Source organism: Nostoc sp. GT001, from assembly GCF_030382115.1.
Taxonomy (GTDB): domain Bacteria; phylum Cyanobacteriota; class Cyanobacteriia; order Cyanobacteriales; family Nostocaceae; genus Nostoc.
Window position 1 is genome coordinate 1,154,072 of sequence record NZ_JAUDRJ010000003.1, and the last position, 23,549, is coordinate 1,177,620.

A 23,549-nucleotide genomic window follows, 5' to 3' on the forward strand; every position below is an offset into this window, starting at 1 on the left:
CACTCTCTAGGCTTCAGCCCGGAGATTCTTGAATTTAACCCAAGTTTTTCTAGTCCTCTTCTAGAGGACTTGTACCATTAGACAGGGAATTCTATTCCCTGGCTGGCGGTCTGTATTGCATAATAGCTGGAAGTGCTGTATATTCGGTAGTCTTCAGTACGTTTTTTTTAACACCAGATTTGCACAACATGACCCTTCAACTGTTGTCCTAACCAAGGTGTATTTTGTGAAAGTGTATAAAGACTTTTCCGTTCAACTTTCCAAGTTTGCTGAGGATCAAATAAAGTAAGTTCCGCTGGTTGATGAGGTAGAATCGCACTTACTTTTTGCCCTAAACACTCTGCTGGATTGGTACTCAATGCCCGCCATAATTCTAAAGCTGTAAATTCCTCAGTTTCAACGAGATATTGCCATAAAAGAGGTAGTGCTAATTCTAAACCAATTGCTCCTGGAGGCGCTTCGGCAAAGGCTTGGACTTTTTCTTCGTAGCTGTAGGGTGTGTGATCGATCGCGATCGCATCGATTACACCCGTGCGTACCCCTGCACGCAACGCCGCCATATCACTGGGATTACCTAAAGGCGGGTCTAAATGCAGGCTGGTGTGATAACTCTTAACTGCTTTAGTATCAAGTAAAAGGTGCATCCAGGTGGTGCTGGCGGTGATGGGTAAACCAGCGGCTTTAGCTGAGGCGATTAATTCCACGCTGCGAGCTGTGGAGACACGCATGATATGGACTGGTGTGCCGATGGTTGCCACCAATTCCAGCATAGCTGCGATCGCAGTTGTTTCAGCGCTGGCGGGAATTGGGGGTAAACCAAAACGGAGAGCATTTGTCCCTTCTCTCATTACACCATTTGCTGCTAACTGGCGATCGCTAGGCCAAAATGCGACTGGTTTACCCAACGGCTGGAGATACTCTAACACTCGCCGCACCAGCGCCAAATTTTCTAAAGGTTTACCATCAGTAAAACCCACAACTCCAGCCGACGCTAAATCTGCCAATTCCGTCATCTGCTTCCCAGCAACATCTACGGTGATTGCACCCCAGATATGAAGCAGGGGAGCAGGGGTGCAGGGGTGCAGGGGAGACAAACTCTTCTCTGCTCCTCTGCCCCTCTGCCCCTCTGCCCTCTTCTGCTGCAACTGTGCCACAAGCGCAGGGTTATCAATAACTGGGGATGTATCGGGTAAAATGCTAACTCTAGTAAAGCCGCCAGCAGCAGCAGCTTGTAAGAAAGACGAGAGGGTTTCCCGTTCTTCAAAGCCAGGTTCGCCAGAGTGGCTGTACAAATCCACTAATCCAGGGCCGAGAACTAATCCCTGACAATCTCTGATTTGAGTATCAGAACTGATGTCAGAAATGTGCGAAGCCACTTCCCGGATATAACCATCAGCAATCAGCACATCAAAGAGTTCGTCGATTTCAGAAACAGGGTCAATCACTCGTACTTTTTGCAGCAGTTCAGTCATAAAAGTCTTTAGTTATGAGTTAAGAATAAATTTAGGAGTTAGGCGTTATGAGTTAGGAGTTATGAGTTATGAGTTATGAGTTATTTATTCCTTGCTCATCGCTTCTAACTTTATTCATTACTCATAATTTTTTACTCCTAACTCCTAACTCATAACTTTTTTACAACGCTCCCGCTGCTGTTTTATCTAGTACGCCTCCACCAAAGTGATAGGTGATATTCATCGCTTGCAGTACTGGTAAACCATCGATTCCAGCAGGATAGTCGATGACACTTACTGCACCGTTACCCTGGCGAAAACTCCAGAAGTTTTCCAGCGATAAACCCAGAATGTGACAAAGCAAGGTTTTGTTAGTAGCGTCATGGGCTACTACTAATACAGTTTTGAATTGATTATTTGATGCTGCTTGCAGAATTGATTGCCAAGCTGCAACACTGCGCTCCCACACTTGTTGCAAATTCTCCCCTTCAGGCATTTGCACTTGCGTTGGTATCAGCCGCCATCGCTGCAATTCTCCCGGAAACTCTTGCTCTATCTCTGTTTCTAATTTTCCTTCCCAAAGACCATGACTGATTTCTCTTAAACCATCTTGCAATTCTAACTTTACATTTGGATGTTGTTTTAAGATAATTTCTGCTGTTTCTTTAGGGCGCAGCATGGTGCTACTGTAAGCATTATCAATTGCTACTTCTTGAAGAAATTCACCTGCTTTTTGCGACTGTTTTCTACCGTTGTCGTTGAGGGGGACATCAATTTGACCTTGAAACCGGGTTTGGCGATTCCAGTCGGTTTCACCGTGACGCACTAGCAACAATCGTACTCCTTGATGATCCGGTCGCAATGAAGGTAGAGTTTCTCCGGTGTGTTGCGTCTGATTTAAGGATTCTAGCTGGACTGGTTCGCCCAATCCTCCAGCGAAATTTAATACGGTGACGCCACAGTTAGATTGCTGTATTGAGTGGTAGCGACTGGGAGGGATGCCTAACGCTGTGCTAATCAAAGCGCGATTGATTCCGTTATGTCCCACGATGAGAATGGTTTCGCCTTGATGTTGGGACAAAATTTCTTGCCAAAACTGCCGTGCTTGTTCGTATAAAGCAAGAACGGGAAAATGTTCTCTTGTCCCCTGTGCATCATTAAGGAGCATCCGCAGTTCGTCGGGGTGTTGATGCCAAGTGCGATAGTCTTCAGCAAATTTTTGCTTGACTTCAGAAGTTAGCAATGCCTCCCATAAAGGTAGGTCGATTTCTAGCAGCAAATCAGAAACTTGAACTACAGCAGATTGTTTAGCATGAGTAGCTAACTCATTATGGATAATATCTGCTGTGTGTTTCGCTCGTTGTAAGGGACTGCTGTAAATCGCATTAAATAAGATATTGCTGAGGGCTTTGCCTACAAGACTTGCATCATTACGACCTTTTTCGGTTAATGTTGACGCATCAGTGCGTCCTTGGATACGCCGCTCGGTGTTATAACCGCTTTGACCGTGGCGCACAATGATGACACGAGTCATCTCAAAGCCCTCCTCTTATCTTGACGATTAATTTTACTGCAAAACGATTGCATAATTATCGACTCAGGAAGGCAGATTAAGTCAGGTGCAAAATTTTATTCTGGTAGAGGAGACAGGATGATTGGCTAAAACTGCCGTTGTCTGAACGATGTTTTCTAATTAAAGCTGTTTTGATTTAAGTAGAAATAGAAGAGTAATTGTGCCTAGTACAATATCTAAGCTAGTAATGAAAAGTTTGTAGTAAGGACTTTAGTGCTTAAAAAATTAAAGACTAAAGTCCTTACTACGAACTTGTTTACCTTACTAATTGAAACTTAAAAGATTATTAGCAAAGATTTTGGGCAAGGCATAATTAATTAAAACTACAACCTCAGCCTTTATACTTGCTTATTCTCTCCCTATATCTAACTGTACTTGCAATCCATCATTGTCACTGTCTGACTGAGCTAGGTGTTAAGAAAACTGAAGTGTCTGGCTGTGATAATGATTCGTTAAAGCGGATTTTGGCTGGAGTTTTATTATTTTCTCTTCTATTATTGTTGGAAAGACTTGCTGGATTAGTTTGCTCAAAAAAACTCCTAAAGTCATCTTGGGCTGTTTTCTTATCAATTCCAAGTAGAGAATCACCACTTAATCTATATTGTCCGGGATTTGAGTTTGATGCTGGTGATTGAGCGTAAACTTGGCTTCCTAAGCTTGCAAAGGCTGCCGTAATCCCTAAGAAAGCAATAATTTTGGCGTTCATTTGTTTTATCCAAATTATTTGAATATTGCTTGTCTATTATTCTCTGGGAAAAGTATTTTGATTAACTCTATTGTTAGATTCAACTATAATAATTGTATTGCGTATATACTTAGCGTGTCAATTATTTTGGCTGTTTTAGGTCTTAACAAGTTATAGCTTTGGCATTTATTGAGAAGTTAGGTTATCTGATTAAGTTTTTTAGCGATCGCACTTAAGTCCGTTGAGATATGCCAGGATGAAACCAGGGATGCCAACAGATACAACCGCATTCCCTTTTTTAGTCGTTTACTTTTATTATCAGTGTCACAGGATAGCGATCGCACTGGTCATACTGATTAAGTTTTTGCACTATTTTTTTTAAACTAGCACAGTATTAATTGAACAGCGATCGCACCTAAGTTCGTTGAGATATATTAATCACTCCACTAACGCAATGATACAAGCGATCGCTAATCAATATCATTCCTGTTCTAAATTCCGTAATTAACTTAAAAAACCTATATTCTACTCAGCGTTACGGATTTTGCAGAGTTCAGCATTACTTTCTCAATATATTGCGTGTGATATCTACGCTTTTTGAATTGAAACCAATTGCCGTTACTAAACATCGCCACTAACATCGCGCTTTAAGTTACTAAAATAACAAGTTTAGTTACCACCACTACAATTTTTGTTACAAACATGATAATTTTCGTTACAATATTACGAGTTTGTTACTAAAATAATGAGTATAGTTACTAACGCTACGATTTTTGTTACAAACATGATTATTTTCGTTACAATGTTACGAGTTTAGTTACCACCACTACAATTTTCGTTACAAACATCATATTTTTAGTGGATATTGCTGAGTCTATCGTTACATTAAACACCAATTTTGTGGATTTTACTCAACCAAATTTAAGCTGAAGTAAGGCAAGCTAGTTCTAGAACACAATATAAATAAGATAATTATGCCTCGTCAAAAGCGTACATATCGCGTTCTAGAAAAAGCTGAATTGAGAATGTCTGGACTCAAAGCAATTGATCCGAGTATGGATTTTGGGGATGCTCGCAACTTGCAAAATATCACACAAATAATTCAGCAGTATCGTAGCAAAATAGAAGCTTATAATACTACTCTGGCTTTGATTGACTCTTACAAAAATGAGATGAAGGATTTGGAAACAACTTTGAGCGACTTGACGGAAAAAATGCTCCTTGGAGTTGCTTTTAAATACGGCAAAGACAGCTATGAATATCAGATGGCGGGTGGTGTTCGCAAAAGCGATCGCATCCGTAAAAGCACAGCAACACGCTTGAAAGCGACTTCAGAGGAAGTAAATACTAAGAGTGCCACAACTGTATAAAAGCGCCTCAGACTTAAATCTGCACGTAAGAATTCAGGAGTCAGAATTCAGAGGTTGTTTGAAAAGTGGTTGGCTGTGATTTTAGGCACTTATTGATCCCCCAACCCCCCTTAAAAAGGGGGGCGAAACCTTTCAAAGTCCCCCTTTTTTAAGGGGGATTTAGGGGGATCTAGAATGTTTTGTTACCAAGAAAAAGACTTTTCAAACATCCTCTCAAAAGCCAGAATAAATGAGACAGCCAGCCAAAACATTTCATAAGTAATTTTTTCGGCTGTGTATTTTACTTTAGTCATCAGAAACTTTACGTAACTCTATTGATGTAACTATAAGTAAAGTCGGTAAAATTCGTGAGGTTTAACAGATAAAAATTAACTAAGATTAGCTTTAAATAACAGTCAATATCTGTTAAACCAAACAAGTTTGTAATAATCGGTAATAACCGATAGATTGTTTATCAGCAAATATTGCTCAACATAACTTTATCCACTAATGAGCGACTTAAATAACCAAAGACTAAACCTCAAATTACCTCAGTTGCGTTTAGTTTCATATCTAGCAATTGGTTCTCTGATTTTTTATTTCAATTCCAATCTAGATTTAAATTACATAGTTAAAGGATATTTAGTCTTAATGGAATGTCAGCTATGTATAATCGTCATTTATTTTTTGACGGCAAAACTCACTAGCAAAATAGATAAATAATCAAAAAAAGGTCAAAAAGTTTGGTTATATTGTATGCCAATAGATATTTATTAGAGTTAATTAAGGAAGTAAACGTTATGAAGACTAAATCTACAGCAATTATACTTTGCTTTTTTGGTGGCTGGCTGGGAATTCACAAGTTTTATTTAGGACAAAATGTAGCAGGTATTTTGTACTTATTGTTTTTTTGGACTTGTATTCCATCTTTAATAGCCTTTGTTGAGTTCTTTATCTTACTTTTGATGTCAGATACCGAATTCAATACAAAGTATAATCAAGGCATAGCAAGCACAGGTGGAGCCGTATCTGCAAAGGATGCAACTAGTGCATTAGCTGATTTAAAAAATCTTTTTGATTCTGGGATAATTACCGCAGAAGAGTATGAAGAAAAGCGGCAAAAGCTTCTGAAATCTTTGTAAATTAAAATCATCGGTTGATTTACCGTGTCACAATCTAAATCTTGGTTTCAACAAACTCCTGCTTGGGTGTGGTTATCATTAATTCCGACATTGGGGGGATTTGCCATTGCCTACGCAGGTTATAAATCTAAGACTAAAAGTTGGGTTGTTATAGGAATTAGCACCTCTATTTTAGCTTTAGCTTTATCGGCAAATGGTTTAGCGGTTGCTGTCTGGATGGCTCAAATTGGTGCTGCCTTCTATCTCAAGAAATCTTATTTAGTCAAAACCTATCCAAAGAATTTACCAATTCCTGAAGAACAAGAGCTAGCAAATTTAGTTGCAAGGACTCGTGATAAAATAGATATTAATGAATGCTCTAAACACGAATTAGTTAATTATTTAGGGCTGCCGATAGTTTATGCAAATAATATTGAATCATTGCTGAATGAGGGATATGTTTTTACTCATGCAGAAGAGTTAATAGAAATAGCCGGAGTTCCTGAAAAGCAAATAACTCGAATTACACCACTGATTACTTTTAGCTACAACTACAAAAAAGAAGCTGATTTTTCTTGGAAACGATTAAACACATATTCCACTGATGAATTAATTACCTGTGGATTAGATGGCGCGATCGCACAACAAATTGTTGCCGAAAGGCAGCAACGAGGTGAGTATAAATCATTGATTGATGTGAAGCAACGCACTGGATTACCGTTTAATACTTATCGTCACATCGCTTAGAGGATGTTTGAAAAGTCCTCTTCTCGGTAACAAAAAGTTTTAGATCCCCCTAAATCCCCCTTAAAAAGGGGGACTTTAATTCCAGTTCCCCCCTTTTTAAGGGGGGTTAGGCAGGGTGGATTAATTGTCGAGAGAGAAAATATAACATAGAAGGATGATTCCTTAAGAAAAACACGGTTCTCCCAGAGGAAAGTTAGGAATGAATTTAATCGAAGCAATCCAAGGGGTTCCCGATTATCGACATGCTAGAGGTATTAGACATAGACTTTGGATAATACTAACTATAGTTTTGTTAGGTAGTTGTACAGGATATTGGGGGTATAAACCTTTAGCTGAGTTCACAAAAAATCATCGATTATCTCTAATCAAATTATTAGATTTATCTCCAGATATTCAATTTCCGTCAGCATCAACATTCAGAAATATTATGATGTCAATTGATTTTCAGATATTAGCTGAACTGTTTAACGTCTGGGCAGAAAAGAGTTTGCCAATTAATTTCAAAGAATTATTTGCCATCGATGGGAAATGTATTAAAAGTACTGTAACCGGGGGAAATCAATCCTATCAAAACTTTGTGAGTATCGTTTCAGTTTTCAGTTTATAGTCATCAGCAAGGATGGGTAATCAGACATCAAGCTATGGAAAATAACAAAAACAGTGAGATTAGTGTGGTAGAAGAGCTAATTAAAAAGCTTTATGGGCATCATATCGTGATTACAGCCGATGCACTACATTGCCAAAAAAACTGTTGAGCTGATTATCGAGGGAGAAAATGACTACATTATTACTATTAAAAGAAACCAGCCAAATCTCCTGAAAGTAGCTACTGAGCTAGCTGAATCCTCAATCGCTATCGATACCAATTACCATGATGAAAATTTACATGGACGAAAGACTACTCGTCAAGTCAAAGTCTATCCAATTCCATTTGAGTCACTACCTGATTGGGTTGGCGCTAAAAGTTTAATTGAGGTTAACAGATATGGAACTCGACCTCAAGGATAGAATTGTCGTCGCCAGATTGTTGACTATCATGAACAACACTTTTATTTAAGTAGCTGAAATTATTCAGCTTCAGAATTCGCGGAGATTATTCGTGGTCATTGGTCAATTGAAAATCAACTTCATTGGGTCAAGGATGTAACTTTAAATGAAGATAACTGTATTCATACTGGCGGTTTTTCACCAGCTAATTGGGCGATGGTCAGACAGTTTTTAGTTTCCCTGGCTCGTCAGTTAAATTGTCGGACTCTTCCCGAAGCGTTAAGGCTGATGGCTAACCAACTTCAAATGATTTTTGATGCGCTATTTGACCACTCCGACTCCTTTTGCCCAATGCCTGTGAGTCCAATGGTCGAGTGAGAAAACTTTTTCTCTCCCGACAATTAATCCACCCTGCTTTTTAAGGGGGGTTAGGGGGGATCTAGAAGTACTTAAAATCATAGCCAAACACTTTTCAAACAACCTCTTAGACTCTCGATTATCCCGCCTTTTTCCAAGGAAGCTTGACAGTAAATCGACTACCTTTGCCTAACTGACTTTCGGCGTGGACAGTTCCACCATGCAACTCGACAATTTTTTGCACCATTACTAATCCTAAACCCGTGCCTGAAGAACGATGGTTAGAGGCAGTTTCAACTTGCACAAAAGGTTGAAATAATTTAAAAAGGTCATCAGAAAGCATCCCAATACCAGTATCTACCACACTGATAAAGATATATTCATTGGTGGAACTTGGCTGGGCTTCAATCCAGACTTCGCCTCCTTCTTTAGTAAACTTAATTGCATTAGTCAATAAGTTGATAAATACTTGGCGAATGCGGCGTTCATCGACTTGGATCGGTTCGAGTTCTTCAGGTATTTGTGCCCTCAGCCGGATATTTTTCTGGAAGGCTAAATCTTTGACAAAACTCAAGCAGAAGTCACATATTCCTTGAATTGAAGTAGCAGCTAATTGCAGTTCTATTTTGCTAGATTCGGTGTCAGTAACATCAAGGATTTGATTAATTAATTCTAATAGGTTCTTACCGCTAGATTCGAGCATATCTAGCGATTGGCGCTGTTCTTCACTTACAGGGCCGTACACTTGATCTTTGAGTGCCTCTGTGATTCCCAGAATTGAGTTTAAAGGATTCCTCAGATCGTGGTTGATGTTTACTAAAAAGGTTCTTCTAGCACGATTTGCGACTTCGGCGATTTCTTTAGCCTCACGTAGAGCGGATTCTGCGCGTTTGCGATCGCCTACTTCTAAAGTTAGAGTGACAATTTCCGCGATTGAGCTAATGAAGTTTTGCTCGCTCAGTTCCCATTTCCGGGGAATATCAACCTGTTCAGATAATACTGTTCCCACCATTTTGCCCCCAACCCAAAGACTGGTATCAATTAGGGATACAATATTATTTGGTTCGAGCAATTTATCCCATAATTCTTGTACCCGTGGATCGGTACGAGTGTCAGAGACGGCAATGGTACGAGAAGCCACCAAAGCTTTAAAGTAGATTAAATAATCTGCAAGGTTGCGTTCAAAACCTGCTGAATGTTTTTGATTGCTACGTTCATAGAGACTTATGCATTGTAGCTTGGTGCGATCGCTATTGAATAACCATACACTCACTCGCTCTACTTCTAAGACATTGGCTACTTTTTCTATGATAACTTTGAATGCGGTTTCTAAATTTCCTTCAAAAACCACTTTGTGATTTGCCAATTCTGTGAGTACTTGATGATGCTGCCCCAGTTTTTGTTCACTATTATAGCGTTCTTCAACCTCGTGCTGTAATTCTTGAGTTCGCTGCTTAACTTGCAGTTCTAAATCTTTATTTTTGCTAATCAGTGTAGTAAAGGTTTGGCGTAAATTTTGCGCCATTTCATTCAAAGCTTCACCCAGCACCTCTAATTCTTTAATGCCTTGCACTTTCACCACTGAGTCTTCGCTGTTGGTAAAATCAGTTAAATCTTTTGTCGCCGTGCTGAAGTACAAAATTGGCACAGTAATCCACTGAGCGGTGATAATCCCCAATATAATCGCTAGTCCCAACGCTCCCAAACAGAGAAAAATGGTAGTTTGAATGTTGCGATTAATTTGTCCCATAAAGTCTGCTTCTGGGACAGCTACGATTATCAACCAGTTGACATTTGTTTCGCCATCGAAGGGTCTAACTTCTAAAAATTGTCGTTTGCCGTCAAAGAAAAAATCTAGTTGCTGTAAACTTTGAATTTGGTCAAAGTTATTAAATTTAGTTTTTAAGTATTTAGCGGTTGCTTGAGCCAAAGAATTCCCGCTTTGGGAAGCTTTCAACCTAATGGGCTTACCATTTTGAAAGCGGAATGGTTCTTCGGTTGTAGAACTTGCAACTAATAGCCCCGATCGCTCCATAATAAAAATCTGCCCAGACTTGCCAACTTTGATGTTTTGTAGCAAATCCCCAATTTGTGATAAGTGAGTGAGAGTGCTGTTGACTCCGAGTAATTCCCCTTGGGAGTTATAGATGGGAAGAGAAGCACTAATTAAAAGTGTTGGTTCAGTGCGGGGTGTAAAAATCTGACTAAAGCTGAATTTTTTAGCGGTAACTGCTGTGAGATAATCAGGAAGCGATCGCGCATCATAGTTTTTGATTACCTCTGGTAATTGAGTACGTTGACCTTGAGAGTCAATTCTGTAAGTGTAGAGGTCGTACCCAGTTGACTTATCGGCTTTTTTAAGTAAAGATTGGCGATCGTTGAGCTTCTCTACCGCTAGATATTCTTGCTGTTCATTGCTGGCAGTTATTGCCAACGCATCGGGAAAAATTTTTAATTGCTCTATTAAGTATGACTCCCAGGTTGCAAGATTTTCTATCTTCAGCAACCCCATGTTAATCACATTTTGATTACTGCGTAGTACCTGACGCGGCGTTGCTAAATAAGTCTGTAAATTCTGCTCAACTCGATTGCCAACTTCATGACGTAATTCGCTAGCTACCTCATTGACTGCCTTTTGCCCATTGCCGATTGATAAGTATGCAGTCAATCCCACAGCTAGCAAGATTTGCAGCAGAAACAACGCTACCAAAATGCGACTTAGAGGTACGCCTTTAAACAAAGAAAAAACATTACCTTGCCCAGTATTTTTATTCATTTGCCCACTTTCCCTTCCTGTCCTGTATTACTGAGTACAACACCTCTAGTTTGCTGTCCTGTGGGCTTATGCATAGTTTGTACTCGGTCGGGTCAAGTGCCAATATACCACTTCTGTTGACATCCTCCCCACCGTAAACGGTCGGGGATTCCAAAGATTACTCTTTGGGTTTCCTCTTTCCACAACTCGGCTTAGATTGAGGAGTTTCCCCACCAATGCAGAGGTCGATGTCTCCAGAGGCGTTAAGCGTTCCCGTGTGCCCCACGGTACGAAGTCCAAGTCCAAGTATGTTCAGAGCGGCGTTCCAGTCTCTGTCTAAAACAAACCCACAATGGTGACATTTATGAGTTCTTGTACATAATCAAGAAAAATCCGTCGTAGAACGACGGGGCTTTAGACCCAATTCTTTGGTAAAAGAACAAAACGTTACTTAACTGCACTGTAGATTTTACCAGCCAAAATATGACTAACGTCCATCACAAAGACAAAAAAGCGATTTATCGCTTTTTTGTCTTAATTATAAATATGAAAGAAATTGATGAAAAGCCGAATCAATTCGTAGCTAGTTAAGATTTATGAGTTATAACTGGTATTTTTGAATAAATCTAACTGTAGACAGATGAAATTTGAAGCGTTACTGTTATCAGAAGCGTGTTTTTTGGCGTTCAGACAATCTTCCAGTCTAGGCGCTCAAGAAAAGGAGTCAATCACTTAAAGATTGCTCCTAATTTTATTGCATTCTGCCCACAGCAACCCCCAAGACATAGGTTTTATCACTCATGCTCAACGTATCCACTCACAATTCTCAAGAAAATCAGCAATTAATTGACAATACTGACTGGAACGTTATTGAAACGGAGTTTAACCCGACGCAGTTACATCACAAAGAAACCGTCTTTACTCTTGGTAATGGGTTGTTAGGAGTGCGGGGTACATTTGAGGAAGGGTATCCACAGGATTTTCCAGGCGTACTCATCCACGGTGTTTATGATGATGTGACAATTGCTCACACCGAACTAGTCAACTGTCCCAACTGGCTGCCATTGGTGGTAAAAGTTGCAGGCGTTCGCTTTAGTATGGACAGTGGTGAAATTCTTAACTACGAACGTCGGCTCGATCTACGCTTAGGTTTAGTTAGCCGTGATGTACGCTGGCGTAGTCCTAGTGGTCATACCCTAGATTTTCACTTCGAGCGTTTCACCAGTTTAGCAGACCAACACGTTTTGGCGATTCGCGCTCAAATTACATCGGTAGACTTTGAGGGTGAAATTACCGTTGAAGCCGGATTTGATAGCGAACCATATACCCAAGGCGTTAAACATTGGCGAACCTTAAACCAAGGTGGCATAAATCAGATTATCTGGCTCAACAGTAAAACTCTCCACTCAAATATTCAACTTGGGATGGCAGCTAAGTTAGTGGTAGATGGTGACGAGACTGCACGCGTGAACGTCGAAAATGCTTCAAGTTCTCCCACTTTGACAACCACCTTAGAGTTATATCCCGGAAAAACGGTAACTGTAGAAAAGATTGTCACCCTGTTTACTTCACGAGAGACAGAAATCCCCATTGCTGCTGCTTTACAACGACTTGCTGATGAACCCAGATATACTACCCTATTGGCAGCTCACATTACTGCATGGGAGCAAGTGTGGCAAGACAGTGACATTATAATAGAAGGCGATCGCTTGGCTCAATTGAGCGTCCGTTACAATCTCTTCCAATTACTAGCTGTAACACCGCGTCACGATGACAGCGTGAGCATTCCTCCCAAAACCCTCTCCGGTTTTGCCTATAGCGGACATATCTTTTGGGATACAGAAATATTCATCCTGCCTTTCCTCACCTTAACTCAACCAGCCCTAGCGCGTAACTTGCTCACCTACCGTTACCACACCTTACCAGGAGCGAGACGCAAAGCTCAAGAAGCTGGTTATCAAGGAGCGATGTATGCTTGGGAAAGTGCCACTACTGGCGATGAAGTAACTCCGCGTTGGGTTCCGGCTCCCAACGGTGAATTAATCCGCATCTGGTGCGGTGACATTGAAGTGCATATCACCGCAGATATCGCTTATGCAATTTTGCACTACTGGCAGACTACCAACGATGATGACTGGATGCGCGATTATGGCGCAGAAATTATTCTTGATACGGCTGTGTTCTGGGAAAGTCGGGTGCAGTGGAACCAAGAGCGCCACAGTTATGACATCCTAGATGTAATTGGCCCCGATGAAAATCACGATCGCGTCGATAATAATGCCTTCACCAATCTCATGGTACAGTGGCATTTGCAGTCAGCTTTGGCGCTGTGGGACTGGCTCAAACAAGCTTATCCTGAAACTTCAGCAGAACTAGTGCAAAAACTCAACTTAACTACAGAGCGTCTGCACCATTGGGCGGAAATCCAAGAGCGTCTATTTGTGAATGAAGATGCTCAAACTGGTTTAATTGAACAATTTGAAGGATTTTTCCAGCTAGAAGACGTTAACCTTGCTGATTACGAACCGCGCAGCAAATCTCTGCAAGGTTTATTGGGAATTGAAGCCACCAGCCAAAAGCAGATTCTCAAACAGCCAGATGTGTTGATGCTCTTGTATTTACTGCGCGATCGCTACGACTATAACACCCTCGCCACCAACTGGGACTATTACAACCAACGCACCGACCACAGTTTTGGTTCTTCATTAGGCCCAGCCATTAACGCTATCTTAGCTTGCGACCTCAATCAACCAACCGAAGCTTATACCCACTTTCTGCGATCGGCCTTGGTAGACTTAGAGGATGTGAGACTGAATGCAGCCGAAGGAATTCACGCTGCCAGTGCTGGAGGAGTATGGCAAGCGGTAGTTTTTGGGTTTGGCGGCATTCGGATGACTCAATTTGGCCCCGTTGCCTGTCCCAACCTTCCACCTAACTGGACACGTTTGAAGTTTCGTCTGCAATGGCGTAACGAGTGGTATGACTTTGACTTACAAGCCGAAACAGAAGTCAAAGTTCCCGCCTTGGCAGATACACGCTCGAAAATTAGCTAAGTGATTTCTTGCCCTCACCCTAAATCCCTCTCCCAACCTTGGGAGAGGGACTTTGAAATTAGCTCTCCTTCTCCCAAATTGGGAGAAGGGGTTGGGGGATGAGGGCAATAAACACTGATGTTGTAAGGGACTTGCGTGAAAATAAAGTACCAATAAACCGAGTTTCGACTGCGCTCAACTCTCGACATCTGAGGGTTGAGCGCAGTCGAAGTGTCGAAACCCTCCTGGCTGGGACACTATTAACCCGCAGATCCCTAAAGGTGAATTTTATCTAGGAGTAGATGTATTAAGGGACTTCCAGAAAATAAATTATCCAATTTACTCAGATAATATTTTTCTTTCTCCCCCTGCCCCCTGCCCCCTGCTCCCCTGCCTAGACAGCGATGGGATATTTTTTTAGTTGGAAGTCCCTAACACCTAAGTATGATTCCTGACAAAAAGTTTTTGTTCAGAAGATTTAGTAGATGGGAACTCTAGCTAATAAGCTTAATTACAGTATCCCACCGAACACTGCTAATCATGTCCAACTTTGCTCATTCCACATTGGGCCAATCTTCTTACCCTCGCTTAACTAGAAGCTTGAGTGCTGTTGAAAGTTGGGGCTTTGGTTTGACAGCTCATATTTCTTGGACAGCATTGGTTCCAGCGATTCATGCTGCTCTAGGTTCCCAAGCTATTTTTGTTTGGATACCTGCGGTGATTTTTGGAATGCTGCTTAATTATCAGGTAAAACGCTTAGGTATACATTTCATCAATGTAGCTGGAGGAACACCTAACTATGCTACCAAGCTACTGCAAAATTACCCAGGACTAGCTCGTTATGCAGCAATTGGATATCTCCTCAATTGGGTTTCCTACCTCTCAGTTAATACAATCGTACTCAGAGACTTAATTAAAGTAAATTTGGAGCCGCTGGGTATTGCCTGTCCAGAGATATTTCTAGATATTAGCTTTACACTCTTACCTTTTATCGTGGCGTTTAGTGGGACTCGCGCCCTGAGTATTTTACATTTGTTTTTTGTCATTCCAGCCTTTGGATTGCTAATGACCTTCTGTGTGCAAGGTCTTGGCTGGTTAACATTTTCTCCCGTTAGTCCTGGGTTTTTTCCTAGCAGTTGGTCATCTTTGAGCTTCGTGGATTGGGCAAAGTGGTTCTTTTTTGTCACTTATGCAACCTACAGCTGTGAAACAGCTTCTTCCTTTGTTGCCGATAGCCGCAACCCAACTCAAACGCTGCGCTTTCTAGACATTGCCGCTTGGATGATGCCACCCATCTTTTTGGGGGGTTCTTGGGTAGTAATGCGATTAGCAACAAATCCCAATCTTAAAGACAATGCTTTTCTGAATCTTGTGGCTGCTTCCCAGCCCTTTTGGGGAAGATTCGCTGGTATCAGTATTTCTTTTTTGCTAGTAGCAGCTTGTCTACTCGGTTCGGCAACGGTGGTTTCTAATTGCCCGCGAATTTTGTATCAACTGGCTTTAGATAACCATATTTCGCCAGTATTTTCCGTTGTCTCCCGTCGGGGTGTGTTTGTCCCAGCATTGACATTGACACTGGTATTGTGCTTAATCTATCTGATTTGGGGAGATGTGGCGCGAATCGTCGCTGTTGGTAACATCGGTTGGTTTGTCTCATTTATGTTACTGCATCTGGGGCTTTGGTTGCGGCGCGATCGCCCGGAAGTTTTGTTCCCCCGCATATCTCTAGCTATTCTGCTGTTAGAAGTTGTAGTGCTGTTGGTAGGCGGATTTGCCTGGGGTTGGCTTAACTTGCTAATTGGGTTATTATCTCCCATTGCTGTCATGGGCATAGATGCAGTGATTCGCGGTGTAGACTTCCCTGCATTCCATCCTAGTTGGTGGATGCGACGATATCGTACCCGCCCTGTAGTCATTATCAAAGATTCAGTAATTCTTCAAGTGAGCATCCTGATTTTTTTACTGTGCAGCGCCGTGGGAGTTGGCTGGTTATTTGGCGTCAAACTTAATAATGTGGCAACTGCGGGCGGTGAGAATATATTTGTGGTGCTACTGATGAGCGTGGCATTTGTAGGAGTAGCGATCGCTTGTTGGACAAGTTTACCGCAAGTGGTAGCGATCGCAGAAGCCAGAGAAGCTGCCGAACACTTGTTTACTGTTGCCCAGGATGGGATTTTAGTCGTAGATAATCAAGGCATTATCCGGCAAGCTAACCCAGCCACCGAATCGTTTTTTGGTGTTAACCCATCTGAGTTGCGGGGAAATCACCTTAACAAATGGCTACCTGCATTAGTCTCCTATCCAGAGCAGTGGACAAAGCGTAGCGAACAAATTTTAATCGGCAATGGGAAAAACAGAACTCTGGAAGTTTCCATCTCAGATAGACCCCATCAGGATTTTCAGGAATATGTCGTCATTCTCCACGACATTACCCAGCGCAAACAAGCAGAGCAGATATTGCGATATTCAGAAGCACAATTGCGTCAAGAAGCAAAGCAGCTAGTATCTCAATTGGTGCATAGTGAAAAAATGTCGAGTTTGGGGCAGTTAGTAGCAGGTGTAGCGCACGAAATCAACAACCCAATCAATTTTATTTCTGGCAATGTCGGCTATGCCAATCAATATATCCAAGACTTGTTGAGACTGTTGCAACTATACCAGCAAAACTATCCTAATCCAGTAACGGAAATTCAAAAACAAACAGAAGCAATCGACTTAGATTTTCTGATTGCAGACTTGCCCAACTTGCTAACTTCTATGAAAGTTGGTGCGGAACGAATCACAGAAATTGTCTTATCTCTGCGAAACTTTTCCCGCTTAGATGATACAGAGATGAAAGCTGTGAATATCCATGAGGGTATAGATAATACATTAATGATTTTGGAACATCGCCTCAAACCTAAATCTTCTACCAATCTAGCAATTGAGGTGATTAAAGAATATGGCGACCTGCCATTAGTAGAATGTTATGCTGGACAACTGAATCAAGTATTTATGAATCTTTTAGCAAATGCGATCGATGCTTTAGAAGAGGCAGTAGAAAATGGGCTTGCCGTGAGCGAAGCCGAACGGGAGTGGGAAGTAGGGGAAAAAGCGCTTTCTACTCCCCAGATACACATTCAGACTCAACTCACGAGCGAAAATCAGGTAGTTATTCGTATTGGCGACAATGGGATAGGCATTCCAGAAAAGGTACAAAAACAATTATTTGAACCATTTTTTACGACTAAACCAGTTAATAAAGGTACTGGGTTAGGTTTATCTATTAGTCATCAGATTATCACCCAAAAACATCAGGGAAAATTAGAATGTATTTCTGCTCTTGGAAAGGGGACAGAATTTGTAATTGTAATTCCGTTAAATCAACAACCTATCTAATTGTCAATATTATTTGACGTGGTTAAATTTTCACCCTTGACGTTGCTAGAATGTTAGGCTGAGATTTTCTGGCTAAACCACCTGTATAGGCTGTTACCTAGAAAAAGTCTGGCTATTACTCCGATTTTGGTAGTGAGAAAAAGGATTTGGTCATGGCAAGAGATAGAGCTTATTGGGAAGCAGAGCAGCGTATTGAACAGGCACGGCAAGAGGGAGCAATAGAACTTGATCTCAGCAACATGAAACTGACGGCACTGCCAGAGGCGATCGCATCCCTGAACCAGTTGCAACAGCTTGACCTCTCCGGTAACGAACTGATGGAAGTGCCAGAGGCGATCGCATCCCTGACTCAGTTGCAAAATCTTGACCTCTCCGACAACCAATTGACGACACTGCCAGAAGCGATCGCATCCCTGACTCAATTGCAAACGCTTGACCTCTTCTACAACCAATTGACCCAACTGCCAGAGGTGATCGCATCCCTGACTCAGTTGCAATCCCTTAACCTCTCCAGTAACCAACTGACTGAACTGCCAGAGGCAATCGCATTCCTGGCTCAGTTGCAATCCCTTAACCTCAACAACAACGAATTGACGACACTGCCAGAAGCGATCGCATCCCTGACTCAGTTGCAACAGCTTGACCTCCGCAATAACCAACTGACCAAACTGCCAGAAGCGATCGCATCCCTGACTCACTTGCAACGGCTTTCCCTCTCCAGTAACCAACTGACCAAACTGCCAGAGGAGATCGCATTCCTAACTCAGTTGCAACAGCTTTCTCTCTCCTACAACAAACTGACCCAACTGCCAGAAGCAATCGCATCCCTGACTCAGTTGCAACAGCTTGACCTCCGCAATAACCAACTGACCAAACTGCCAGAAGCGATCGCATCCCTGATTCAGTTGCAATCCCTTAACCTCTTATATAACCAACTGACCCAACTGCCAAAAGCGATCGCATCCCTGACTCAGTTGCAACAGCTTGACCTCCGTAACAACCAATTGACCCAACTGCCAGAAGCGATCGCATCCCTAACTCAGTTGCAACGGCTTTACCTCGAAAACAACCCTATTAACCCTGACCTTGCAGCCGCTTATAAACAAGGCACAGAAAGTGTTTTGCAATACCTGCGGGCAAAGGCAGAAGAACAGATAACTCTGAATGAAGCCAAACTGATCCTAGTTGGCGAGGGTGAGGTGGGCAAGAGTTGTCTGTTGGGTGCATTGCGGGGAGATGAATGGGTGGATGGTCGCCCCACGACTCACGGGATTGAAATTAAATCTGTAATCGTCACCGATCCCAATAGTGGCACAGAGATATCACTCAATGGTTGGGATTTTGGCGGTCAAAGGGTTTATCGACCGACGCACCAGTTGTTTTTCAGTGCGCCAGCCGTGTATCTGGTGATCTGGAAGCCACGGGAAGGGCCCCAGCAGGGCTTTGTCAAAGAGTGGATTACGCTGATCAAAAATCGAGAACCAGATGCGAAGGTGTTAGTAGTTGCAACCCACGGCGGCCCCGGACAGCGACAACCAGACATTGACAAACAAGAAATTCTCGCTCAATTCGGCAAAGATACGGTAATCGATTTCTTCCATATAGACAGCAAACCCAACCAGGATACGACGCATTGCACTGGGATTGCAGAATTAAAAGATACTATTGCTCGTGTCGCTGCATCTCTTCCCGAAATGGGGCGTTCCGTTCCAGCAAAGTGGCAACGGGTGCGGGAAACCTTACAGACAAGTGACAAAGCCTATCTCCCCTACAATGATGTCATTGCCATCTGCGCTAAAGAGGGAATCGATGATAAGCAAGCAGAACTGTTCCTTCGCATCTCCCATATATTAGGGCATTTCATCCATTACCATTACGACCCAACACTACGCGATATCGTCATCCTCAAACCCGACTGGTTGGCAAAAGCGATCAGCTTCGTGCTAGATGATGAAACGACACGCAAACGCAACGGTTTGGTGGAATTTGAGCATCTCAGTCAGTTGTGGAGCCATCCGCCATTTGCAGGCGAAGAAGGCTACCCCTCAAAGTTGCATCCAATCTTTCTGCGGCTGATGGAACGCTTTGATCTATCCTACAAAGTGGTTTTCGATCCGTCAGAACCTAGCAATACCAGCCTCATTGCTCAACTCGTTCCCGACACACGCCCGGAGCGATTACCCAATTGGGAAGAACAACCGGAAGCGGGAGACAGACAACAGGTGCAAATCTGCCGCATTGTGGATAGTCGTGGACAGTTTGCAGTTGCAGAAGGATTATTTTACCAGTTGATTGTCCGGTTGCACAAATACTCACTGGGGCGGGCTAATTACGAAAACAGCATCCACTGGCAACGGGGCTTAATGCTTGACAACGATTACAACGGTCGGGCATTGCTGGAATATGTTGGCACTGATGTAAAAATTACAGTACGGGCAGCTTATCCCGAAAGGTTTCTGTCCTATCTTACAGAAGAGATTAAATGGCTAGTCGAGAATTTCTGGGAAGGATTGCGTTGTAATGTGATGGTTCCCTGCATTGCACCTTGCAGCATGAATGCCCCTGGAAACGGACTGTTTGAGGTACAAAAACTAATTGAAAGCAAAAAGAAAAATCGCCATGAATTCCCGTGTCCCATTTCCGGGTGTGGCGAATGGCAAAACATCGATCAATTGCTGAATAATGCGCCAACTGCTCAACCCCCATCCCAAGAAATTGGCATTGAGCAGTTCCGATACATTGTGAAAGACGAGTTAAACGTCATCCGCAAAGATTTGGTTATGTACGATCGCCTAGATCAAGCACGTTTTCAGGTATTATCTCAAGAGCAACGTACCATTTTAAGCCAGGTCGATCAGCAGTTTGCAGAACTAATGCAGATGCTCACCGATGAAGCAAAAGACGGCCCGCGCCTGTTTAGCTTTAAGCCTATCGATCCGAAATTTTTCGATCGCCCCAAATGGATTAGTGCGAAGTTTCAACTCACCCTCTGGTGCGAACACGCACGTCAACCACTTCCAGCCTTAAATCCCAATGAGCAGAAAAAGGGAGTCTATGAATTAGACTTGCCGCGTGAGTGGTTCACTAAGGCAGTCCCCTATCTCAGAATTTTGACTGGAACTTTGAGCTTAGTCTTACCTGTGGCAGGTTCGGCAACTAAATTTATACTGGATGATACCACCTACAAAGCCATTGAAGAACAACTCGATTTGGGACAGAAAAGCATCGAGTCTACTTTAAAGGGAAGTGATATGGCTTTGGCTGGAAAGTCTAAGAGCGATGCCTCATTCTTGGAAGGCGATGCAATCCGCGCTCAAGGCTCGATTTTGCGAGAATTACACGCCTTATTGAAAGAAAAAGATCCTAGTTTTGGTGGTCTAGTGCGGGTGCAAAACAAACGCCGTGAATTTCTGTGGGTTCATCCTCAATTTGTAGATGAATATTAATTGACAACAGATATTTAGAGCTATTTCCTAATTTTTTATGATTATACAGGAAACAGAGTAATGTTGAAGTTTTTTGCTGACCGTGGTGGTACATTCACAGATATTGTTGCTGTTACTAATAATCAAGCAATTATCGATAGACTTTCAAAACATCCCGAACGTTTTTTAATTGTCCCTCTGCCTAATCAGCAATGGATTATAGTCTACAAACTACTTTCAGAAAATCCCGAACAATATCAAGATGCAGCCATCCAAGGTATTCGAGATATCATGGGTATTGCTAGCAACGAACCCATTCCTACTGAAGCCATAGAAGTGGTAAAAATGGGGACAACAGTAGCAACAAATGCTCTGTTAGAAAGGAAAGGAGACAGAGTTGTTCTTCTGATTACTAAAGGGTTTCAAGATGCGCTGCGAATTGGCTATCAAAACCGTCCTAACATCTTTGTTCGCCAGATAATTTTACCGACGATGCTTTACGAACAGGTGATTGAGATAGATGAACGTTATGATGCTAAAGGGAATGAATTAGTACCGATAAATATTGAACAAGTCAAAAGGAACTTACAAGCAGTTTACAATGCAGAAATTCGGAGTTGTGCTATTGTTTTTATGCACAGCGATCGCTATCCTAAACACGAACAACAAATAGCCCAGCTTGCCCAAGAAATCGGCTTTACCCAAATATCTGTATCCCATCAAGTTAGTCCTTTAATGAAGTTGGTTAGCCGGGGAGATACAACAGTAGTCGATGCTTATTTAACTCCTATTCTGCGCCGCTATGTTAACCAAGTAGCGAATCAGTTACCCAACGTCAAATTAATGTTTATGAAATCTGACGGGGGTTTAGTTGCAGCTGAACAATTTCAAGGAAAAGATAGTATTTTAAGCGGCCCGGCTGGCGGTATTGTTGGCGCAGTTCAAACTAGTAAAAGGGCAGGTTTTGAGTTAGTTATTACCTTTGATATGGGAGGGACAAGTACAGATGTTGCCCACTTTAAAGGAGAGTATGAACGACAACTAGATTTGGAAATCGCTGGGGCGCGAATGCGAGTTCCTGTATTAGCAATTAATACCATTGCTGCTGGTGGTGGTTCAGTTCTCTTTTTTGATGGTTCTAGTTATCGTGTTGGCCCTAAATCTGCTGGTTCAAATCCTGGCCCGGCTTGTTATCAACGTGGCGGGCCATTAACGGTTACTGATGCCAATGTCATGTTAGGTAAAATTCACCCACAATATTTTCCTTCAGTTTTTGGCATTGATGGTAATTTACCTTTAGATAAAGATATTGTTATTCAAAAATTTACCCAATTAACCCAAGACATTCAAGCCGCTACATTAAATGATTGTACTCCCGAACAAGTAGCCGCAGGATTTATTGCGATCGCAGTGGAAAATATGGCGAATGCAATTAAAAAAATCAGTCTGCAACGCGGTTATGATGTCAGTCAATATGTGCTTTGTTGTTTTGGCGGTGCAGGTGGGCAAGTTGCTTGTTTAATTGCCGATACTTTGGGAATGAAAACAATATTTTTACATCCTTATGCGGGAGTTCTCTCTGCTTACGGAATGGGATTAGCTGATGTGCGAGCAATTAGAGAAGGAGGAGTTGAACAAGCTTTAACTCAAGCATTAATCCCTAAATTACAGCAGTTAATGGAAGATTTAGAAACTCAAGCTAGAAGTGAAATAAATGAAGCTAATACTCAAACAGAAAGAGTTCAGAAAGTCAACTTAAAATATGAAGGAACTAATTCTAGTTTAACCGTTAACTTTGCCGATGATGTGGTATTAATGCGGCAAGAATTTGAGGATGAACATAAATCCCGCTATGGTTTCATTCAATTAGAGAAAACATTAATTGTCGAATCCGCTTCAGTGGAAGTAATTCAGAAGATGGATACTCCAGAAGAACCCCTAATGATTCGTACTCGCCCTTTAGGTGAAGCGCCCGTATCTGTTGAGGCTGTAAGGATGTTTACTGCTAATAGATGGCACGATACTCCTGTATATCGAAGAGAAGATTTACAATCAGAAGATAGTATTAATGGTCCTGCGATCGTTGTCGAAAAAATTAGTACAATTGTAGTTGAGCCTAACTGGCAAGCGAGATTAACTGAGGACAATCATTTAATTCTACAGCATCTATAAACCGCTTATACAATAAGTATTTGTGGTGTCCATGTTAAAAAACAGCGATTACCTTTTTGCTCCGTAATTTTTGCACCTAGCTTATTATAAAAACAAAGTCCGCGGATGTTGCGAACATCAGCATTCCAAGCAAGATGAGTGCAGTTAAGATCCTTTGCAACTTGAGCTAAATAACTCATTAACGCGGCTCCTGCTCCCTGACTTCTCATATCTTCATCCACATATAAATCATCAAGCCAGATACTTGGTTGTCCTACAAAAGAGGAGTATCTAAATCCATATAAAGCGAACCCAACCACACGCTCTGAGGTTTCTGCAAATAAAACGTAAGAGAAAGGTACTGTTCCAAAAATTGTTTTACGTATTTTATCTTCAGTAACTTGAAGTACACCAGAATAAGCACCAATGTTTCTATCAAACTCAGACTTTTTTTGGATAAAGGAAAAAATTAGTAATACGTCATCAGGTGTAGCAGAGCGAATCTTCATTGGACTACTTGAAATCACTTTGGTAGATA

15 protein-coding genes and 1 pseudogene are annotated in these 23,549 nt (G+C 41.9%); 10 read left to right on the forward strand and 6 right to left on the reverse strand.

Annotation, left to right across the window (positions count from 1 at the left end):
* Positions 1–167: 167 nt before the first annotated feature.
* From QUD05_RS07800 to QUD05_RS07810, 3 genes are all read right to left on the reverse strand, one after another.
* On the reverse strand, positions 168–1,472 hold the full coding sequence (locus QUD05_RS07800) for a dihydroorotase (RefSeq protein ID WP_289795569.1): 1,305 nt from the start codon (positions 1,470–1,472) through the stop codon (positions 168–170).
* Positions 1,473–1,632: 160 nt separating this feature from the next.
* Positions 1,633–2,985 carry a histidine phosphatase family protein gene (locus QUD05_RS07805; RefSeq protein ID WP_289795570.1) on the reverse strand — a complete coding sequence of 451 codons (1,353 nt, stop codon included), beginning with the start codon at positions 2,983–2,985 and terminating at the stop codon, positions 1,633–1,635.
* A gap of 430 nt (positions 2,986–3,415) precedes the next feature.
* Positions 3,416–3,730: a hypothetical protein gene (locus QUD05_RS07810; protein ID WP_289795571.1), complete on the reverse strand. Its 315-nt coding sequence runs from the start codon at positions 3,728–3,730 to the stop codon at positions 3,416–3,418.
* Between the two features lie 953 nt (positions 3,731–4,683).
* Here QUD05_RS07810 and QUD05_RS07815 point away from each other — a divergent pair.
* The 6 genes from QUD05_RS07815 to QUD05_RS07840 all read left to right on the forward strand — a co-directional run bounded on the left by QUD05_RS07815 (position 4,684) and on the right by QUD05_RS07840 (position 8,291).
* A complete protein-coding gene (locus QUD05_RS07815; RefSeq protein WP_289795572.1) occupies positions 4,684–5,079 on the forward strand; it encodes a hypothetical protein in 396 nt (131 codons plus the stop codon).
* Between the two features lie 779 nt (positions 5,080–5,858).
* A complete protein-coding gene (locus QUD05_RS07820; protein WP_289795573.1) occupies positions 5,859–6,200 on the forward strand; it encodes an NINE protein in 342 nt (113 codons plus the stop codon).
* 24 nt (positions 6,201–6,224) lie between these two features.
* Positions 6,225–6,926, forward strand: coding sequence for a helix-hairpin-helix domain-containing protein (locus QUD05_RS07825; RefSeq protein WP_289795574.1), 702 nt, complete (start codon positions 6,225–6,227; stop codon positions 6,924–6,926).
* A 199-nt stretch (positions 6,927–7,125) separates the two neighbouring features.
* Entirely contained in the window at positions 7,126–7,533 is a 408-nt protein-coding gene (locus QUD05_RS07830) for a transposase family protein (protein WP_289795575.1), read from the forward strand.
* A 119-nt stretch (positions 7,534–7,652) separates the two neighbouring features.
* Positions 7,653–7,934 (forward strand): hypothetical protein, encoded by a 282-nt coding sequence (locus QUD05_RS07835; RefSeq protein ID WP_289795576.1) that lies wholly within the window; start codon positions 7,653–7,655, stop codon positions 7,932–7,934.
* 195 nt (positions 7,935–8,129) lie between these two features.
* Positions 8,130–8,291, forward strand: a complete 162-nt coding sequence (locus tag QUD05_RS07840; protein ID WP_289794484.1) for a hypothetical protein — start codon at positions 8,130–8,132, stop codon at positions 8,289–8,291.
* Between the two features lie 118 nt (positions 8,292–8,409).
* Here the strand turns inward: QUD05_RS07840 and QUD05_RS07845 are convergent, their stop codons facing one another.
* Complete coding sequence (locus QUD05_RS07845) at positions 8,410–11,046, reverse strand: sensor histidine kinase (protein ID WP_289795577.1); 2,637 nt, start codon at positions 11,044–11,046, stop codon at positions 8,410–8,412.
* 157 nt (positions 11,047–11,203) lie between these two features.
* Positions 11,204–11,392 (reverse strand): annotated as a pseudogene (locus QUD05_RS07850) (zinc ribbon domain-containing protein); the annotation flags it as partial.
* A gap of 433 nt (positions 11,393–11,825) precedes the next feature.
* On the opposite strand from QUD05_RS07850, the gene QUD05_RS07855 reads away from it, so the two are divergent.
* The 4 genes from QUD05_RS07855 (at position 11,826) to QUD05_RS07870 (ending at position 23,032) form a co-directional block, all read left to right on the forward strand.
* Positions 11,826–14,078, forward strand: coding sequence for a glycoside hydrolase family 65 protein (locus QUD05_RS07855; protein ID WP_289795578.1), 2,253 nt, complete (start codon positions 11,826–11,828; stop codon positions 14,076–14,078).
* A gap of 519 nt (positions 14,079–14,597) precedes the next feature.
* Positions 14,598–17,435 carry an ATP-binding protein gene (locus QUD05_RS07860; protein WP_289795579.1) on the forward strand — a complete coding sequence of 946 codons (2,838 nt, stop codon included), beginning with the start codon at positions 14,598–14,600 and terminating at the stop codon, positions 17,433–17,435.
* A 152-nt stretch (positions 17,436–17,587) separates the two neighbouring features.
* Positions 17,588–20,881 carry a leucine-rich repeat protein gene (locus tag QUD05_RS07865; protein WP_289795580.1) on the forward strand — a complete coding sequence of 1,098 codons (3,294 nt, stop codon included), beginning with the start codon at positions 17,588–17,590 and terminating at the stop codon, positions 20,879–20,881.
* 60 nt (positions 20,882–20,941) lie between these two features.
* Positions 20,942–23,032 (forward strand): hydantoinase/oxoprolinase family protein, encoded by a 2,091-nt coding sequence (locus QUD05_RS07870; RefSeq protein WP_289795581.1) that lies wholly within the window; start codon positions 20,942–20,944, stop codon positions 23,030–23,032.
* Between the two features lie 5 nt (positions 23,033–23,037).
* On the opposite strand, the gene QUD05_RS07875 is transcribed toward QUD05_RS07870, so the two are convergent.
* A complete protein-coding gene (locus QUD05_RS07875; RefSeq protein ID WP_289795582.1) occupies positions 23,038–23,520 on the reverse strand; it encodes a GNAT family N-acetyltransferase in 483 nt (160 codons plus the stop codon).
* Positions 23,521–23,549: the final 29 nt, after the last annotated feature.

Coding starts and splice junctions, on each gene's coding strand:
- QUD05_RS07865 (WP_289795580.1), top strand. CDS start 17,588: ATGGCAAGAGATAGAGCTTATTGGGAAGCAGAGCAGCGTATTGAACAG.
- QUD05_RS07830 (WP_289795575.1), top strand. CDS start 7,126: ATGAATTTAATCGAAGCAATCCAAGGGGTTCCCGATTATCGACATGCT.
- QUD05_RS07835 (WP_289795576.1), top strand. CDS start 7,653: ATGCACTACATTGCCAAAAAAACTGTTGAGCTGATTATCGAGGGAGAA.
- QUD05_RS07860 (WP_289795579.1), top strand. CDS start 14,598: ATGTCCAACTTTGCTCATTCCACATTGGGCCAATCTTCTTACCCTCGC.
- QUD05_RS07845 (WP_289795577.1), bottom strand. CDS start 11,046: ATGAATAAAAATACTGGGCAAGGTAATGTTTTTTCTTTGTTTAAAGGC.
- QUD05_RS07805 (WP_289795570.1), bottom strand. CDS start 2,985: ATGACTCGTGTCATCATTGTGCGCCACGGTCAAAGCGGTTATAACACC.
- QUD05_RS07820 (WP_289795573.1), top strand. CDS start 5,859: ATGAAGACTAAATCTACAGCAATTATACTTTGCTTTTTTGGTGGCTGG.
- QUD05_RS07810 (WP_289795571.1), bottom strand. CDS start 3,730: ATGAACGCCAAAATTATTGCTTTCTTAGGGATTACGGCAGCCTTTGCA.
- QUD05_RS07840 (WP_289794484.1), top strand. CDS start 8,130: ATGGTCAGACAGTTTTTAGTTTCCCTGGCTCGTCAGTTAAATTGTCGG.
- QUD05_RS07855 (WP_289795578.1), top strand. CDS start 11,826: ATGCTCAACGTATCCACTCACAATTCTCAAGAAAATCAGCAATTAATT.
- QUD05_RS07870 (WP_289795581.1), top strand. CDS start 20,942: ATGTTGAAGTTTTTTGCTGACCGTGGTGGTACATTCACAGATATTGTT.
- QUD05_RS07875 (WP_289795582.1), bottom strand. CDS start 23,520: ATGAAGATTCGCTCTGCTACACCTGATGACGTATTACTAATTTTTTCC.
- QUD05_RS07815 (WP_289795572.1), top strand. CDS start 4,684: ATGCCTCGTCAAAAGCGTACATATCGCGTTCTAGAAAAAGCTGAATTG.
- QUD05_RS07800 (WP_289795569.1), bottom strand. CDS start 1,472: ATGACTGAACTGCTGCAAAAAGTACGAGTGATTGACCCTGTTTCTGAA.